18 protein-coding genes are annotated in these 15,537 nt (G+C 62.1%); 17 read left to right on the top strand and 1 reads right to left on the bottom strand.

Annotated elements, in window-relative coordinates:
- Window positions 1-200 precede the first annotated feature (200 nt).
- The 17 genes from C7T96_RS21655 (at window position 201) to C7T96_RS21570 (ending at window position 14,954) form a co-directional block, all read left to right on the top strand.
- On the top strand, window positions 201-455 hold the full coding sequence (locus C7T96_RS21655) for a hypothetical protein (RefSeq protein ID WP_106573345.1): 255 nt from the start codon (window positions 201-203) through the stop codon (window positions 453-455).
- A 173-nt stretch (window positions 456-628) separates the two neighbouring features.
- Entirely contained in the window at window positions 629-1,192 is a 564-nt protein-coding gene (locus C7T96_RS21650) for a hypothetical protein (RefSeq protein ID WP_106573344.1), read from the top strand.
- Between the two features lie 365 nt (window positions 1,193-1,557).
- Window positions 1,558-2,781, top strand: a complete 1,224-nt coding sequence (locus C7T96_RS21645) for a phage portal protein (RefSeq protein WP_106573343.1) — start codon at window positions 1,558-1,560, stop codon at window positions 2,779-2,781.
- Entirely contained in the window at window positions 2,774-3,100 is a 327-nt protein-coding gene (locus C7T96_RS21640) for a gene transfer agent family protein (protein ID WP_106573342.1), read from the top strand. The genes C7T96_RS21645 and C7T96_RS21640 overlap by 8 nt, the downstream gene beginning before the upstream one ends.
- Window positions 3,090-3,647 (top strand): HK97 family phage prohead protease, encoded by a 558-nt coding sequence (locus C7T96_RS21635; RefSeq protein ID WP_158264446.1) that lies wholly within the window; start codon window positions 3,090-3,092, stop codon window positions 3,645-3,647. Before C7T96_RS21640 ends, C7T96_RS21635 begins: the two co-directional genes overlap by 11 nt.
- A 3-nt stretch (window positions 3,648-3,650) precedes the next feature.
- A complete protein-coding gene (locus C7T96_RS21630; RefSeq protein ID WP_106573340.1) occupies window positions 3,651-4,823 on the top strand; it encodes a phage major capsid protein in 1,173 nt (390 codons plus the stop codon).
- Window positions 4,824-4,855: 32 nt separating this feature from the next.
- Window positions 4,856-5,593, top strand: coding sequence for an Ig domain-containing protein (locus C7T96_RS21625; RefSeq protein ID WP_106573339.1), 738 nt, complete (start codon window positions 4,856-4,858; stop codon window positions 5,591-5,593).
- 3 nt (window positions 5,594-5,596) lie between these two features.
- On the top strand, window positions 5,597-6,172 hold the full coding sequence (locus tag C7T96_RS21620; RefSeq protein ID WP_106573338.1) for a hypothetical protein: 576 nt from the start codon (window positions 5,597-5,599) through the stop codon (window positions 6,170-6,172).
- A gap of 2 nt (window positions 6,173-6,174) precedes the next feature.
- Window positions 6,175-6,399: a helix-turn-helix transcriptional regulator gene (locus C7T96_RS21615; RefSeq protein WP_106573337.1), complete on the top strand. Its 225-nt coding sequence runs from the start codon at window positions 6,175-6,177 to the stop codon at window positions 6,397-6,399.
- A gap of 341 nt (window positions 6,400-6,740) precedes the next feature.
- Window positions 6,741-7,388, top strand: coding sequence for a hypothetical protein (locus C7T96_RS21605; protein ID WP_106573335.1), 648 nt, complete (start codon window positions 6,741-6,743; stop codon window positions 7,386-7,388).
- Complete coding sequence (locus C7T96_RS21600; RefSeq protein WP_106573334.1) at window positions 7,385-7,681, top strand: head-tail connector protein; 297 nt, start codon at window positions 7,385-7,387, stop codon at window positions 7,679-7,681. The genes C7T96_RS21605 and C7T96_RS21600 overlap by 4 nt, the downstream gene beginning before the upstream one ends.
- Before the next feature lies 1 nt (window position 7,682).
- Window positions 7,683-8,087 (top strand): HK97-gp10 family putative phage morphogenesis protein, encoded by a 405-nt coding sequence (locus tag C7T96_RS21595; RefSeq protein WP_106573333.1) that lies wholly within the window; start codon window positions 7,683-7,685, stop codon window positions 8,085-8,087.
- Entirely contained in the window at window positions 8,084-8,497 is a 414-nt protein-coding gene (locus C7T96_RS21590; RefSeq protein WP_106573332.1) for a DUF3168 domain-containing protein, read from the top strand. The genes C7T96_RS21595 and C7T96_RS21590 overlap by 4 nt, the downstream gene beginning before the upstream one ends.
- Window positions 8,494-8,814: a phage head closure protein gene (locus tag C7T96_RS21585; protein ID WP_106573331.1), complete on the top strand. Its 321-nt coding sequence runs from the start codon at window positions 8,494-8,496 to the stop codon at window positions 8,812-8,814. Before C7T96_RS21590 ends, C7T96_RS21585 begins: the two co-directional genes overlap by 4 nt.
- A 3-nt stretch (window positions 8,815-8,817) precedes the next feature.
- Complete coding sequence (locus C7T96_RS21580) at window positions 8,818-10,473, top strand: terminase TerL endonuclease subunit (protein ID WP_106573330.1); 1,656 nt, start codon at window positions 8,818-8,820, stop codon at window positions 10,471-10,473.
- An 11-nt stretch (window positions 10,474-10,484) separates the two neighbouring features.
- A complete protein-coding gene (locus C7T96_RS21575) occupies window positions 10,485-14,135 on the top strand; it encodes a tape measure protein (protein ID WP_106573329.1) in 3,651 nt (1,216 codons plus the stop codon).
- 60 nt (window positions 14,136-14,195) lie between these two features.
- Window positions 14,196-14,954 (top strand): FRG domain-containing protein, encoded by a 759-nt coding sequence (locus C7T96_RS21570; protein ID WP_158264445.1) that lies wholly within the window; start codon window positions 14,196-14,198, stop codon window positions 14,952-14,954.
- A gap of 36 nt (window positions 14,955-14,990) precedes the next feature.
- On the opposite strand, the gene C7T96_RS21565 is transcribed toward C7T96_RS21570, so the two are convergent.
- Window positions 14,991-15,398 carry a hypothetical protein gene (locus C7T96_RS21565; protein ID WP_106573327.1) on the bottom strand — a complete coding sequence of 136 codons (408 nt, stop codon included), beginning with the start codon at window positions 15,396-15,398 and terminating at the stop codon, window positions 14,991-14,993.
- Between the last annotated feature and the right edge of the window lie 139 nt (window positions 15,399-15,537).

Raw genomic sequence — 15,537 nt, 5'->3', positions numbered from 1 at the left:
ATCTTCCAACGAGATCCTAACACTTGTGGGGTGTGACGTTGTCTTAACTATCTAGAATAAAAGGAAAAATGGTAGCGGAGGCGCGTCTTCGCCGGTCGCACCCCCCGAAAGAAAATGGGGGTGAGATCGATGGTAGCGGGAGACCGCTTCACCCGATGACACCCCCCACATGGGCTTATGTCGTGAGGGCGGCGTGAACCATGACGATCACTATCCCTTGGAAAACCGCCGCCGCGCAATCCGGCAGGCGAGCCGCTGACAAGCTATTCCAGCTTGACGGCAGACCATCCGACGCCCGCGTGAAATCCATCCTCACGTCCATCTGCACCGGCCTTGCCGAGCTTATGCTTGAGCATGGGGAGGAAGACGCGGCCATGGACGTTGCCGCCGCCGCGATGGCGGACGCCTTCCTTGAGCGCATCGTGATCTTGGAGACTGCCCGCATAGTCGGCTGAAACGAAATGCCCCCGACAGTGACCAGACCAGCCGGGGGCATCACGGAAGGCAGACAAAGTGAATAGCCGGGTGCGCGGCCATCCAAGCGCGAAGGAGCACGCTCTTTGCAGCGGCGACACCCTACCACCGCGCCCCGGCTCCGCAATTCAGACATTCCGAAGTGGACCGCAGAATGACCCACGACCTGAACAGCAAGAAGGCAAAAGCCGAGATCAAGGCAGCACTCGCCAAAGAGAAGGCGGCGAAGGCGCTTCAGGATGACAGCCCCCTGAAGACGCGGGAAGACCTGAAAGGCTTCTGGCGACAGTACCCGAAGGCCCGCGACCTATTCGGGCAGATCATGATTACGTGGCGCGGTTCGACCGCCCGCCGCCCCGGCGTAGCCGGATGCTGGGCCGCATATCCGTATTCATGGTGGAGCGAAAAGACCGGTCTTCCTATCGCGACCCTGAAGCGGCAACTGAACCTGCTTGAGAGCTATGGGCTTATTGAACGGCAGCGGGGACAGCATGGCGGAACACGCCCGCTGGCCTATATCCGGCCCACCGCTCTTGCGCTCGCCCTGTCCGATGGTCGCCCCGGCGACAGGTATCACCTTGGTCTGAAGGAAGCGGGCAAGGAAGAGAAGCCGGTGAAGCCCCTCACCAACGCGATTGCCACGATGCCGCCCCCAGCAAAACCGGAGGACGCCAGCCCGCAATCACTGGCCGAATTGATGGCAATCCTGAAGGGCTGAAAAGCTGGCGTTTTGAGCTAGTCGGTGAGCCAATGGGTGAGCTAATGGGTGAGCTAATGCATACACAGATACTTATGATTATTCACTTCGTTCATAATCAAAAGCATCTATCCGGCTTCGCCATCCATCATCCATCGCGTGCGCGATACTTTCCCGTTTCCGGGAAGAAGGTCGCTACGCTCCCGGACCTCCCTTCGGTCGGGGCCGGGGATACTCGCTTCGCTCGTCTTTCCCCTGGAAGGGAACCCACCCCCATAGCCCCCTCCCGTGCCCCGGTTCAAACCGCATACCACAGACCGCGCACCTTGATGACAGCCCAGAAAATGTGAGTAGATTGCATAGCCACGAAACACCGGGATCGTGGCATGTGGCCTTTCAGCAGATCGAAGACAGAGACGACGGCGGACGCCGCGCAGGAAACGCGCAGCCTTGCCGAGCCGACATTTGAGGACTTCGGCATCTTCGGCGTCATGCCGACCGCCGCAGGCGTCAACGTCTCCCCGGCATCGGCCACCCGCTGCACCGCAGTACGTGCCGCCGTCGCTGCCCTGTCAGAGCCGTGCGGCCATCTTCCGCTAGGCGTTTACCGGCGCGGGGCGAACGGCGCTCATGAGCCAGACCTGAACCATCCCGTCGCCCGCCTTCTGTCCGGGGCGGCAAACCCGTGGACCACCGCCCAGCAGTTCCGGGAACAGCTTGTCCGCGATGCCCTGCTTCATGGCGACGGCTTTGGATACATCGTCCGCGATGGCAACGGGACGCCCCGCGAGCTTCACCGGCTCAAGCCCGGTTCCGTGTCTCTCTCCGAAGACATGACCACGGCGGAACCCGTCTACCGTGTCAGCGCCCAGAACGGCGCAATCAACGGCATCGTTCCTCGCACCAACATCATCCATTTGCGGGGACCGCTTGCCGCCGATGGCATCCGGGGCGTGTCCCCGGTCCATGAAGCCCGCGAAGCCATCGCGCTCGCCCTTCAGCTTGAAGGCCACGCCTCCCGCCTCTTCGGCAAGGGCGCACGTCCTTCCGGCATCCTGACCTTCCCGCGCCCCCTGAAGCCCGAAGCCGCCCAGCGCGTCAATAAGGCGTTCACGTCCGCCCATAGCGGCGGCAACAGCGGCGGCGTGGCGATCATTGACGATGACGGCAAGTTTCAAGCCCTGACCCTGAACAGCGTGGACAGCCAGTTCCTGGAGCTTCGCCAGTTCGCGGTTGCCGAGATCGCACGCGCCTTCCGCGTCCCGCCGATCTTCATTCAGGACTTCGGGCGGGCCACATGGTCCAACTCTTCCGAAATGGGCCGCATGTTCCTGTCCTACAGCCTTGATCCGTGGTTGACCCGGATCGAAGGCGAGTTCGCCCTGAAGCTCCTGACCGACGAAGAGCGGGCCGAATACTTCATCGAACACGACACCGACGACATCACCGCCGCCGACACGTCCGCCCGTGCGACGGCCTACAGCCAGTTCAGGGCAGCGGGCGTCTACACCGCGAACGAACTTCGCCGCCTTGAGAACCTGCCCCCGATGGCAGGCGGCGACACGCTGGCAAACCCCTATGTGCAATCCGGGGGCGGCACCAATGAATGAGGCTCCCGCCTTCCGCACGTTCTTCGGGGACGCCGAACGCGACTTCCGCTTGCCCGCCGAGCTTGTGCTTGAGCTTGAGCGCGTCACCGGGGCGGGCATCGCCGGTCTTTATCGTCGTTTCGCCTCCCTCGACTTCCGCCATGCCGAGCTTTTGGCCGTGATCCGGCTGGGGCTTATCGGCGGGGGAGAGACGCCCCAGACCGCCGCCGATCTTGTCGCCGCCTATGTCACCCCGCGTCCAATCATGGAGGTTCTGCCCTTCGCTCTGGGGACGCTTGAAATGCGGCTCTTTGGAAAGGTCCAATCCGATGACGAATGATCTTGTGCAATTAATTGCACACGAAACCCGCGAAGCCGCCCACGGCGACACGCTGGATTGCATGGAAGTGCGCTTTGACAGCGCCGACGACGGCAGCATTGAAGGGCTGGCCGTTCGCTTTGGCGTCGTGGACAGCTACCGGACCAGCTTCGACCGCAACGCCTTCGCATGGGAAGGCCGGTCCCTTCCGCTTCTCTGGTCTCATGACCGCTCGCAGGTGCTTGGCAGCGTGCGCAGCATCACGACGGACGGCGAAGGCTTGCGCATCAAGGCCCGCCTGAACCTCGACGTGGCCCGCGCCCGCGAAGTCCGTTCCATGCTCGCCAATGGCGACATATCCGGCCTGTCCATCGGCTTTCAGCGCCTGAAGGACGAAGCCCGTTCTGGGGGCGTCCGCCATATCACGAAGGCCGCGCTTCGGGAGGTGAGCATTGTCGCCATCCCCGCCGTCCCCGGCTCCCGTGTCACGTCCGTTCGCTCTTCCGGGCCGGACCTGTCCGCCTTCCTTTCCGCTTCCCGTGCCGCATCCGCAACCCTGAAAGGCTAACCCATGAACACGCGCATCACCCTTGAGGACGTTGAAGTCCTTCCCCTCGAAACCCGCAGCGACCCTGACAACAGCGACCCGATGGCAGCGGCCACCGCCGCCGTGGAGGAAATCCGCTCCGCAGCGGACGAGTTCCGCACCCAGCACCAGAACGAGCTTCGCGCCGCGAATGATCGCATCGCCGCGCTGGAAACCCGGCTGAACCGCCCCGGCACCCAGCATGAACAGCGCAACGAACCGGCCATCGAACAGCGGGCGTTCATCAACTTCGCCCGTACCGGCGTGGAGCGCATGGAAGCGGAAGAAGTCCGCGCCCTCACGGTTTCGACCGACACGGCGGGCGGCTATCTCGCGCCGGAACAGTTCGTGGCCGAGCTGGACCGCAATCTGGTCCTCTTCTCCCCGATCCGTTCCGTTGCCCGCGTAACCCCGGCATCGGCGGGCGAAATCGTTCTCCCGAAGCGCACCGGCACCATGACGGCAAGCTGGGGCGGCGAGACCACCCCGGCGACGGCCACCCAGCCCGCCTATGGTCAGCAGAAAATCAACGTCTACGAACTGAAGTGCTACGTGGACGTGTCGAACACCCTTCTGGAAGATGCCGCGTTCAACCTCGAAGCCGAACTTGCCTTCGATTTCGCGGAAGAGTTCGGGCGTGCGGAAGGTGCCGCCTTCATCAACGGCGACGGCACCGGCAAGCCGAACGGCCTTCTGAACACGGCGGGCATCGAAACGCTGGACACGACCGGGGCCGACCTCACCGCCGACAACCTTATTGACGTGTTCCACGACCTTCCCGGCGCTTATGCTTCCCGCGCCGTCTGGGGCATGAACCGTTCCGTCATCGGCACCGTCCGCAAGCTGAAGAACGCCAACGGCGATTATCTCTGGCAGGACGCGCTTACGGCTGGCAACCCGCCGACCATCATGGGCCGTCCCGTCGTGGAGCTTCCCGACATGCCGGATTACCCGGCAGCGGACGCCGAAGCCCTCCCGATTGTCTTCGGGGACTTCAAGAGCGCCTTCCGCATCTTCGACCGCGTGAACCTGTCCGTTCTTCGCGACCCCTACAGCCAGCAGGTGAACGGCCTTGTCCGCTTCCATGCCCGTCGTCGTGTCGGCGGCGGCGTGACGAAGGCCGAAGCTCTTCGCCTTCTCAAGGTTGACCTGACCTAAGCAACCCAGCCCCTGAACAAGGAACCCAGATCATGGCAATCCATACCAATGCGAAGAGCCGCCTTTTCATCGGAGCGGCGAACAACACGATTTCCACCATCGACCAGTACGAGGCCGAAACGTGGCTGGAAATCAAGGAAGTCGAAGACATCGGGGAGTTCGGCGTTGAAGGCTCCGAACAGACCTTCATTTCGCTGGCAGACGGCTATGTCCGCAAGCTCAAGGGATCGCTCAATTCCGGCGCTCTTGAGGTTGTCGTGGGCCGTGACCCCAGCGACGAAGGACAGAACCGCGCCCGTGCAGCGGCGGGCGACTGGTTCAAGTATCCGTTCAAGGTGGAGCTGAACGACCGCCCGACGCCGACCGGCGAAAACACGGTCTATTACTTCCGCGCCCCGGTCATGTCCGCGAAGTCGAATTACGGCAACGCCGACAACATCGTGCGCACCACCTTCGCCCTGTCCATCGACGGCGAAATTCTCGAAATCCCGGCAGCACCGACCGTCACCATGTCCCCGGCAGCGGGCATGCTCACGGCAGGCACCGAAGGCGAGGAATACACCGCGTCCGTCACGGCATCGGGCGGCATCGGCACCGTGTCCTATGCGGTCACGGCTGGCGACCTTCCGGACGGCCTGTCCCTGAACGAAACGACCGGTGAAATCAGCGGCACGCCGCCCACGGCTGGCACGTCGAATTTCACGATCACGGCGACCTATACCGGTTCGGGCACCGCGTCCGCCGAATACAGCATCACCGTATCGGCGTAATCCATGGCGAAGCTGGCAGACGCGATCACTGTCAGCATCGGGGGCGAGGCTATCGAGCTTCGCCCCTCTCTTCGCTTTGCCATCCGCATAGAACGTCGCCCCGGTTCCTTCGCCGGTCTTCTCCGGGAGATCATGGACGGCAGCTTGACGGCGACGTGCGAGATCATCCGCGATCACGCCGACATTCCCATGCTGGAAACGCGCATTCTCGACAATGGGCTTGATGCCCTTCGCGAACCCCTTGTCCGGTATGTGCTCGCCCTCACGGGCATGGACGAACCCGAAGCCGCCAATGACAACGGCAGCAAGGCCAAGGGCAAATCCCAGCCGTTCAGCGAATACCTGTCCGGTCTCTACAAGATCGGCACCGGCTGGCTGGGCTGGACGCCGCAAGACACACTCAACGCCACCCCCGCCGAAATCATGCTCGCCCACGATGGCCGCATGTCCATGCTCAAAGCCATCTTCGGCGGCACCGACGACAAGACCGACAAACCGCAATCCGACATCAGCCTGGACGAAAAATTCAGGGGCGTTTTCGGCGGCTTTGGCACCAAAATCGTGCAAAGGAGGGCATAGGCATGGCCGGTTCCACCGATTGGGCCAAGTTGCTTGAAGACCTCCGGCAAGAGCATGGGATTTCCCAACGCGCTCTCTGCGAGGGGGCGAACATCTGGCGCGGCACCTATCGCCGTTTCAGGCGCGGTTCCGCCCGCCTTACAATCGCACAGCTTGAGCGCCTGCTTGGCGTGCTTGGCTATGAACTGGACGCGATGATGATCGTTGGCCGGGACAAGGGGGCATGAACCATGCCCTACGCCGCACCGTCCATCCGCGCATGTGGTTGCATCGTTGCATCCGGCGACCGTTGCCCGCACATGACCCAGCGGGATCGTGAGCGCAAAGCACGCCATGACGCCCAGCGACCGACCGCACGCGAACGCGGCTATGACAGCAAGTGGGACAAGGAACGTGCGGCCTACCTGAAGGCGCACCCCCGTTGCGTCATGTGCGGCGCTCCCGCGACCATCGTTCACCACAAGACCCCGCACCGTGGCGACCGCAAGCTCTTCTGGCAGCGGTCCAATTGGTCCCCCGTCTGCAAACCCTGTCACGACGGGCCGTTGCAATCCATGGAGAAGCGCCGATGAGCAACGCAAGGCTCTACTACTTCAGAGGCAAGCGCATGACCCGTGCGGACGTGGCCATGCTTACGGGATTGTCGCCCAGCGCCATCACGCTTCGCATCAATGGCGAAGTGATCGAAGATCGCCCGTTTGTGCCGAGGAACCACCGACGCGACGGCACGGCCAAGCGATACCAGTTCCGGGGCGAGATGCGGACGGTGAAGGAGATCGCAGCAATCACCGGCCTTGCCGTGCCTACGGTCTATGGACGCATGTGCGGGGACACCTTCCTTGAGCATGATGACGCTCGCCCCCTCTATGACTTCGCAACGAACAGCGTGCCCGTGTTCCATCGCGGCGAGACCATGAGCATCAGCGCATGGGCAAGGAAGCTGGGCATCCCCGTGGCAACCCTGCAATGGCGGTTGACCTATGGCTGGTCCGTCAAGCGTGCCCTGTCTGAACCCGTCATGCCTCCCAATGCCCGCAAACGCTACCAGCGCAATGCCGAGATCATCGCCCGGATGCTGGCAGGCATCCACGCCCCAGCCCGGACAGGCACCGCCACCATCGCCAAGACCACCGGGGGGTATGTCGAGAATTTCACCGATGCCACGGGGACCGGCGTGGGGAGGCACGAAACTCAATTTGAAGGGACATCGGCATGAGCATCATCACCGTTGCCGACGCCAAGGCGCATCTGAACATCACCACCGACGCCGACGACACCTTGCTTGAAGGGAAGATCGAAGCCGCCGAAGCCTTCATTGACGGATGGTTGCCGGAAGACGGGAAGCTGGCGGACATGACGACGGTTCCCGGCGACCTGAAGGAAGCCATCCGGCAGCTTGTCGGGCACCTCTATGAAAACCGGGAGGCGTCCCTTGTCGGGATCAGCGCCGAAGAGCTTCCGCTGGGCTTTTGGGACGTGGTTTCGCAGTACCGGGAATGGAGCTTCTGACATGAGCGCCCAGACCCGCAGATTGCAGAAGCGCTTGAAGGCTATCCCCCGCGCCGTGAAACAGGCCGTCGTGCCTGCCCTCATGACATCGGGCAATGAGCTTGCCGACCGCATGCGCACCCTTGCACCGGAAGACACCGGGGCTCTGAAGGACAGCATCACCGTGACGCCACCGGGCGGCACCACGCCACCGTATTCCCAGCCGGGAGGCTCCCGAACGGCAGGCGAAACGCAAGTGCTGGTGACCGCTGGCAACGATGACGTGCGTTATCCGCACCTTGTCGAATACGGCACCGAGGAAGCCGCCGCCCAGCCGTATTTCTGGCCTGCCTACAGGCTCACGAAAAAGCGTGCCGCGAACCGCATCAAACGGGCCGTCCGCAAGGCCGTGAGGGGGGCGAAATGACCGAACCCAGCCTTTCCATGCAAGCCGCCATCCGCGCCCGCCTTGTGGCAACGTCCGCCGTGACCTCCCTTGTCCCGGCAACGAACATCATGGACCGGAACAAGACCCCGGAAGTCTTTCCGTGCATCCTGATAGGCGAAGGGCAGACGGTTCCCGACGAAGGGCTTGCCCGTCGCCGTCATCATGTCTTCTCGGACCTGCATATCTGGGCGACAGAACCCGGCCTTGTCGTCTCGAAGCAGATCGCCGGAGCCGTCCGCGATGCCCTTGCCGATACCTTCTGGAACGTCACTGGCCTGCACGTTGCGGACCTTCACATTGCGTCTTCCCGGTTCATCCGTGATCCGGGCGGATTGCGCAGTCACGGCATTGTCACGCTTCAGGCGTCGGTTTCGGAGGTGGCACCATGAGGGCCGGGAAGCTCGACAAGACTATCACCATTCAGCGGTTCACCACGACCGTGGACGAATACGGGACGCCCGTTGAAACGTGGACGGACCTTGCCACCGTCCGCGCCCAGATCATTCAGGCCACCACGGAAGAGTTCATGAAGGGCTGGGGCGCGTCCACCGAAGCCGCCACGATCTTCCGCGTTCGTCACATGGACGGCATCACGCCCGCCGACCGCGTGACCTATCTGGGCCGCGCCTTCGACCTGAAGGAGATCAAGGAACTTGGACGCCGTGAAGGGCTGGACCTTCGATGCGTGGCGACGGGGGGCGATTGATCCATGCCCATAGTCATCCGCAAGAAGCCGAAGAACCCTTTCCCGGAAATCCCTGACCCGCTGGGGTACGGGCAACGGGCCGTCGATTTCATCCGCAGCCTGAAGCATCCGCTTTCCACGCGCCCGGATAATGCCTTCCCGCTCGACCCGTGGGCGGAAAAGATCATCCGGCAGATTTACGGTCCCCGGCACCCGGACGGTTCCCGCGTCGTCAAGACCGCCGTGCTTCTGGTCCCGCGTGGCAATCGGAAAACCACGCTCACGGGGGCCATCACGCTCTTGCACGCGAAGGGACCGGAACGCCGCCCCGGTGCGCAGCTTGTGTCCGTCGCCGTGGACAAGAAACAGGCCAAGGGCGTCTTCAAAGAAGTCGCGGGCATGATCGATGGCGATTATGCGTTCGCCCCGAACATCGGCAACAGCGCCAAGACCGTGGACGAAGCCCGTGGCGCGAAGATCAGGGACTATGTGTCCAAGATCATGTTTCCGGGCGGGATCGAATACGAAGCCCTTGCCAGCGATGCGGGGACGGCGCAGGGCCGCACGCCCAGCCTGATTATTGCCGACGAAATCCATGCCTGGCTGAAGCGTGACCCCCGCGAGCTATGGGGCGCGATGCGTGCCGGTGCGGCGAAGGTCGCAAATTCCCTGACCGTCATCACCACCACGGCGGGAGCGGGGCAGGAAAATCTTGCCTTCGACGTGATCGATTATGCCCGCAAGGTTGCCCGTGGCGAAATCCACGACCCGGCGACATTGCCAATTCTGTTTGAGGCTCCCCGCGATGCCGATTGGAAGGATGAGACCGTATGGCACGCCGTCAATCCGGGGCTGAAACACGGCTATCCCGATCTTGAAGGACTACGCCAGATGGCACGGGAAGCCGAGCATAAGCCTTCCGAACGGTCCATTTTCCAGCGGTATCATCTCAACATCTGGCAGGACCATTCGTCCGACCCGTTCGTTGACATGGCCGTGTACGATCAGGGGGCAAAGTCCTTCGACCTGTCCGACCTTGAACGCGAACCGTGCTGGCTTGCCGTTGACCTTTCCAGCAACAGCGACCTGACCGTGATCATCGCCGCGTGGCAGGACGGCGAAGACGGCTATATCGTTCACCCGTGGTTCTTCTGCCCCCGCGACAACCTGCACCGGAAAGCTGACCGGGACGGCGTGCCTTATCCGCTCTGGGCGGAAGAAGGTTACATCGAACCGACCCCCGGCAATGTCGTGGACTTCCGCGCCGTGGAAGACACCATCCGCGATCTTTGCGAACGCTTCGACGTGCGGGAAATCGCCTTCGACCCGCATCTTGCCCGCAACATGATGAACACCCTTCGGGAGGATGGCTATCCCGCAATCGAGATGCGGCAAGGTTGGGTGACGATGGCACCGGCCATCAAGGAACTGGAACGCGCCATCGTGGCGGGCCGGTTCACCCATGGCGGGCATCCCGTGTTGCGCTGGAACTTCGACAACATCGCCGTCGAAACCGACAAGGCCGGGAACAAGGCATTCCACAAGGGCAAGTCCCGCGATCGCATAGACGGGGCCGTTGCCGCCGCGATGGCGGTTGCGCGTGCTTCGACCGGCGAAGGCGGCGGACGCTCATTCTATGAAAACGACGACTGGGCGGATTACGCCGTCATCAATTGCTAGGAGGCCCAGACATGGCCGGTGAAACAGAACAGCTTGTCGTCGCTCTTGAAGCCCGTATCCGGGATTTCGAGCGCAATTTCCAACGTGCCAGCCGCACGGCGGATCGTCAGTTCAGCGGCATTGAACGGCGGGCGCAACGCGCTTCCCGTGAGCTTGAAAGCTCCCTTCGCTCTTCCACCGCCAACATCAACAGGATGCTGGGGGCCGTAGGCGTCGGCGTGAGCTTCAACGAAATCCGCCGCTTTGCGGATGCGTGGACCGAAGCCGGAAACAAGGTCCGGGCCGCAGCGGCATCGACGGGCGTTCAGGTCCGGTCCCTTCAGGAATTGAAGCGGGGCGCGAACGATGCCCGGACCTCTCTTGAAGATTATGCCGATCTTTACGCCCGCCTGACCCGTTCGGCGGCTGGCGTGGCGAAGACCGAGGAAGACATTGCCAGCGCCACCAACATCGTGGCGAAGTCCTTCAAGGCCGGGGGCGCATCCGCCGCCGAACAAGCATCCGGCATCCTTCAGCTTGGACAGGCGCTAGGTTCGGGCGTCCTTCAGGGCGATGAATTGCGCTCCCTTCGCGAGAACGCCCCCGTGCTTGCGCAGGCCATCGCGGATGAGTTCGGCGTGACCATCGCACAGTTGAAGAAGCTGGGCGAAGAGGGGAAGCTGACTTCTGACCGCGTGTTTCAGGCCATCCTCAACGCGCAAGCCAATGTGGAAAAGCAGTTCGCGGCCACCAATGCCACGATTGGCGACAGCTTCACCCGGCTCCGCAACGAGTTCACGGCCTACATCGGCAGCTTGAACGATGCCCATGGCATCACGGCCACGCTGGGCAGCGGCATGAACTTCCTTGCCGACAACATCGGTTCCGTGACCGATGGCGCGGCGGCAGCGGCGGCGGTTTTGCTTGGCCGGTTCGTACCCAGCCTTGCCCGTGTCGCCCTTGCGCAAGCCGCCGTGGTCACAACGAACCCTTGGCTTTTGCTCGCCACCGTGATCGGCGGGGCGGCGGTTGCCCTGTCCGCCTTCGGGGATAAAATCCACCCTATTCAGGGCGAGCTTGCCACGCTTCAGGATTATGCCGCCATCGCATGGGAAGACATCAAGGCCGGGGCATCGGAAGCCGCCAGCATTGCGGGCGATGCCTTCATGTCCGCCGTGAACTTCATCGCGGATGCGCTGGGCGGCGCTGAAATCAGCGTGGCTGATCTTGCCGACTTCGCCAAGCAGGCCGCGAACAACATCATCAACGCCTTTGTGCTGGTCTATGACACCCTTGTCGTGACCTTTACGAAGCTCCCGCAGGCCGTCGCGGAAGCCGTCCTGAACGCCATCAACGGCATGATTGGCCTTGTGGAAAGCGGCCTGAATACCGTCGTGGCGGGCGTGAATGCCGCCGTCAACGCCATCAACAGCGTAGGCGAAAGCGTCGGCGTGACGCTGGGGGCCGTGGGGGAAGTCACCCTTGGCAGGATTGCCAACGGTTATGCCGGGGCTGGCGAAGAGGCAGGCCGTGCCTATCTGGACGCGCTCCGCAAGGTGACGCGGGACCGCGTGGGCGAAGCCCTTGGATCGATGCGCGACCGGGCGAACGAACGTGCCGCCCAGCGTGAGGCCGAACAGGCGGAAAAAGACCGGCAGGCCGAAGAGCGGAAGAACGCCGCCATCCCCGGCAGCGACAAAACCACGTCCGCCGACGCGACGAAGGCCAATGCCTTTGAAAAGGAAATCGCGGGCATTCAGAAGCGTATCGCTACGCTGAAGGCTGAAACCGACGTGCGCCGCACTGTCACCGGCACCCTTGAGGAACAGCGGGCGGCAATCGAACGCGCCCGCATGGTGCAAGAGCTTCTGAACAGTGCGCAGGAAGCGGGCGTCGAAATCACCGACGACGTGCGCAGCAAGATTGCCAGCATCGCGGACGCCTACAGCGCAGCGGCGGAAGAAGCCCGCAATCTTGCCAAATCGCAGCAAGAAGCCGCCCAGAAGGCCGAAGAGCTGGAGAACGCCAGCAAGGACGCCTTCAAGGGCTTCATCACCGATCTTGTGAACGCGAAATCCCCAGCCGAAGCCCTGCTAGGCGCGTTGAACAAGCTGTCCTCCAAGCTCTTGGACATGGCCCTTGATGCCATCTGGGAACGTATTTTCGGGCCGTCCCGTGGCGACAACATCTTTTCGTCCTGGGGGAAGGGTTTGGCGACCCCGGCACCGGCAGCATCGCCCGTGCAATTAATTGCACAAAACGACACCCAGCCGCTTGCCACCACCCAGCCCGCCGAGTTGAAGACAGTGGCAGATACCCCGCTTCGTGGCACGTTGGGGCTGGGCACGAAGGCCGTTCCCGCCATCGGCGGCGATCTTCGCGGCTCCCACGATCCGTTCGCCACGGCCACCGAAAGCGCGGCCAACACCTTCGCCAAACAGATCACCCTGACACCGCAGGAAATCACCGACCTCAAGAAGACCCTCATGACAGAATGGGTGACTTCGCAGGGCGATGCACAGGGCAAGGGGATCATTGACACCATCTTGAACCGCCGCGCTTCCGGGAAGTGGGGCGACAGCGTGACGGACGTGGTGAACGCCCGCAAGCAGTTCTCCGACGTGAACGGTCCCCCGGCTTGGAAGCATGGCCGCAGGTCCGTTGATGACCTGTCCGTCAACGATCCGCGTTATGCCCGTGCATCTCGCCTTGTGGACGAATACCTGCCCCAGCGTGCGGCGGGCACCCCGTCCATCGTGGGCGATCATCTGAACTATGCGAACCGGGCGGCATCGACCCCGAACAACTTCGGCTGGATTGACAAGCTGGACGGGCCGAAGCTGGGGGCGCATCGCCACGGCACCACGGCAGACCTTCAGCGGTTCCGCCCCGGCGAATACGGGATCAACCTTCCGGGGCAGTCCATGCTTGCCGGGACACCTGACCCCATGACCACCGGCAGCATCGCCCAGCAGCAGCTTGCCGCCCAGCAGGAACAGATTGTTCAGCAGCAGATTGAGGCCCAGCGCTGCCTTCAGCAGCAAATGCGGGCGACCGCCACCAGCACGACCGCGATGCAGCAGCCGCTTCAGGGCATCGGCATGGCGGCAACGCAGGCCGTCCCCCAGATTGGCGGCATGGCGCAGGGCGTCACCGGCCTGATAGGTCCGCTATCGCAGGCCGTGCCGGGGCTGGGGCAGTTCGGAGGGGCAATCCAGCAGTTGCTTTCGCAGCTTTTGTCTTCGTCCATGGGCGGCGGCGCTGGCCTGCTTGGCGGGCTTCTGGGCTTTGCGGATGGCGGGGCCGTCTCCGGGCCGGGGACAAGCACAAGTGACAGCATCCCCGCCATGCTGTCAGATGGTGAGTTCGTCGTGAACGCCCGTTCCACCCGGAAGCACCGCGCCGTGCTCGAAGCAATCAACGCGGGGAAAGCTCCGGCCTTCGCGGCGGGCGGCTTCGCCAGCCGGAACGCCTTCAGCAGTTCCAGCACCTATGCGCCGTCTCTGGCGATCAACATGCAGGGCAGCAGCGGCAACCCGAAACAGGACGCCCGGTTCGCCCAGCAAGTCGCAACTGCCGTGGACGCCGCCCTTCAGAAGCCGGACGGCTTCAGGCGCACCGAAGGCCAGAATCTCGCCCAGCTTGCCGGAGACCTACGCGGGGCCGGGGGCCGGAATAGCTGACTTGACACTATCCTGATGCCCCGACATCAACATGGTGGGCGAATAAAGAACGGGGCATTCATGCAAATTGTGGAAATGAAGGATAGGTCTTTGTCGGCGCTCTTCTCGCTAATCGAGAGCCAGCCGGGAGACTATCGTCATATTTTTAGGGGGCAGTGCAACGCCGAATGGGGACTTGTTCCTTCACTCTATCGCGTTCAGAACCCGGCCATTGGCGGCGGAACCTTGGAGCAAAACTACGATTATTTTGAAACCGCGTGGGTGCAACGCTTTTTCGATGAGGGGCTTCCCTATCTGCCTACGCTACCCCGAAGCTATTCTAATGACCGGATACTGGCGCAGCATTTTGGAGTGCCGACTAGGTTCATGGATTGGAGCCGTGACCCCTTGGTGGCTGCATTTTTTGCTACCGAAGATCAATCTGACGCTGATGCTGCAATCTTCATGATTTTACCCGACGCGCACTATCTTCCCGAACAGGTGAAAACGCTCGGACCTCACAAGGCAATTTCAGTAACGCCGCCCGCCATTGACCGGCGCATACCGGCCCAGAAGTCCATGTTCACATTCCATCCGTACGGCGAGCCTACCGCACCCTTTGTTCCGTTAGATCAAAGGCCTGATATGGGGAACCGGATCACCACCACAACAGGAATTGCACGTGGCTTCGCCAAGATTGTTATTCCTATGAGGATCAAGCGTCATTTGCACGGAACGCTTTTGAGTATGGGCTATGACCGCAGAAACCTGTTTCCGGGTCTGGACGGCGTTGGGGCCGACATTGGGGCACGAGCAAGAAGCGGTTCAATGCCGCACTAATTTGCCAGAATTGCAATTAATTGCACCGATAAAATTTTATGGATCGGGGAGAACCTTCAGCAAATTCTCTCCGATTTCCACAACCGTCGCCATGTCGCAGATCATCTGGCCGTGGACCGTCACCGGGCGGGCACTCTCACCATATGAGTGCATCATCACCGGCTTGAAAGTCCCGAGCGCCCGTTGCTTCGCCATCAACGCGCCCCAAAGTTCAAAGTCGCGTTCCCGAATGGCTTTGCCGATTTCATCCTCTATGCGCCGATACTCTTCAGCGTCTTTTTCATTCAGCGTGGCCGGTGGAATATAGACGGGGATGCGGTGCGACACCGCGTGCCTGTAGTTCTCCAGATACTCAAACCATGGATCACATTTTATCAGATAGTCACGCATATCATCCGGCAGGCTTTCCCGCACGCGGACGTTCTTCGGCCTGAACCCGATCATGCCATCTGCATTGGAACTGACCTGCTCCCCTGAGATGTTCCCGATTTTGGGTTAGCCTGTTCCTCGACAAAGGAGACAGGCAATGAAGCGATCACGGTTCTCGGAAGAACAGATCATCGGGGTTTTGAAGGAGCATCAG

It is taken from the genome of Nitratireductor sp. StC3 (assembly GCF_003015025.1).
GTDB classification, from domain to species: domain Bacteria; phylum Pseudomonadota; class Alphaproteobacteria; order Rhizobiales; family Rhizobiaceae; genus Mangrovimarina; species Mangrovimarina alexandrii.
This window is presented reverse-complemented; position numbering and strand designations above follow the sequence as displayed.

Excerpts from the sequence above, each read along its gene's own strand:
- C7T96_RS21655 (WP_106573345.1), top strand. The coding sequence starts at position 201 with ATGACGATCACTATCCCTTGGAAAACCGCCGCCGCGCAATCCGGCAGG.
- C7T96_RS21650 (WP_106573344.1), top strand. The coding sequence starts at position 629 with ATGACCCACGACCTGAACAGCAAGAAGGCAAAAGCCGAGATCAAGGCA.
- C7T96_RS21645 (WP_106573343.1), top strand. The coding sequence starts at position 1,558 with ATGTGGCCTTTCAGCAGATCGAAGACAGAGACGACGGCGGACGCCGCG.
- C7T96_RS21640 (WP_106573342.1), top strand. The coding sequence starts at position 2,774 with ATGAATGAGGCTCCCGCCTTCCGCACGTTCTTCGGGGACGCCGAACGC.
- C7T96_RS21635 (WP_158264446.1), top strand. The coding sequence starts at position 3,090 with ATGACGAATGATCTTGTGCAATTAATTGCACACGAAACCCGCGAAGCC.
- C7T96_RS21630 (WP_106573340.1), top strand. The coding sequence starts at position 3,651 with ATGAACACGCGCATCACCCTTGAGGACGTTGAAGTCCTTCCCCTCGAA.
- C7T96_RS21625 (WP_106573339.1), top strand. The coding sequence starts at position 4,856 with ATGGCAATCCATACCAATGCGAAGAGCCGCCTTTTCATCGGAGCGGCG.
- C7T96_RS21620 (WP_106573338.1), top strand. The coding sequence starts at position 5,597 with ATGGCGAAGCTGGCAGACGCGATCACTGTCAGCATCGGGGGCGAGGCT.
- C7T96_RS21615 (WP_106573337.1), top strand. The coding sequence starts at position 6,175 with ATGGCCGGTTCCACCGATTGGGCCAAGTTGCTTGAAGACCTCCGGCAA.
- C7T96_RS21605 (WP_106573335.1), top strand. The coding sequence starts at position 6,741 with ATGAGCAACGCAAGGCTCTACTACTTCAGAGGCAAGCGCATGACCCGT.
- C7T96_RS21600 (WP_106573334.1), top strand. The coding sequence starts at position 7,385 with ATGAGCATCATCACCGTTGCCGACGCCAAGGCGCATCTGAACATCACC.
- C7T96_RS21595 (WP_106573333.1), top strand. The coding sequence starts at position 7,683 with ATGAGCGCCCAGACCCGCAGATTGCAGAAGCGCTTGAAGGCTATCCCC.
- C7T96_RS21590 (WP_106573332.1), top strand. The coding sequence starts at position 8,084 with ATGACCGAACCCAGCCTTTCCATGCAAGCCGCCATCCGCGCCCGCCTT.
- C7T96_RS21585 (WP_106573331.1), top strand. The coding sequence starts at position 8,494 with ATGAGGGCCGGGAAGCTCGACAAGACTATCACCATTCAGCGGTTCACC.
- C7T96_RS21580 (WP_106573330.1), top strand. The coding sequence starts at position 8,818 with ATGCCCATAGTCATCCGCAAGAAGCCGAAGAACCCTTTCCCGGAAATC.
- C7T96_RS21575 (WP_106573329.1), top strand. The coding sequence starts at position 10,485 with ATGGCCGGTGAAACAGAACAGCTTGTCGTCGCTCTTGAAGCCCGTATC.
- C7T96_RS21570 (WP_158264445.1), top strand. The coding sequence starts at position 14,196 with ATGCAAATTGTGGAAATGAAGGATAGGTCTTTGTCGGCGCTCTTCTCG.
- C7T96_RS21565 (WP_106573327.1), bottom strand. The coding sequence starts at position 15,398 with ATGATCGGGTTCAGGCCGAAGAACGTCCGCGTGCGGGAAAGCCTGCCG.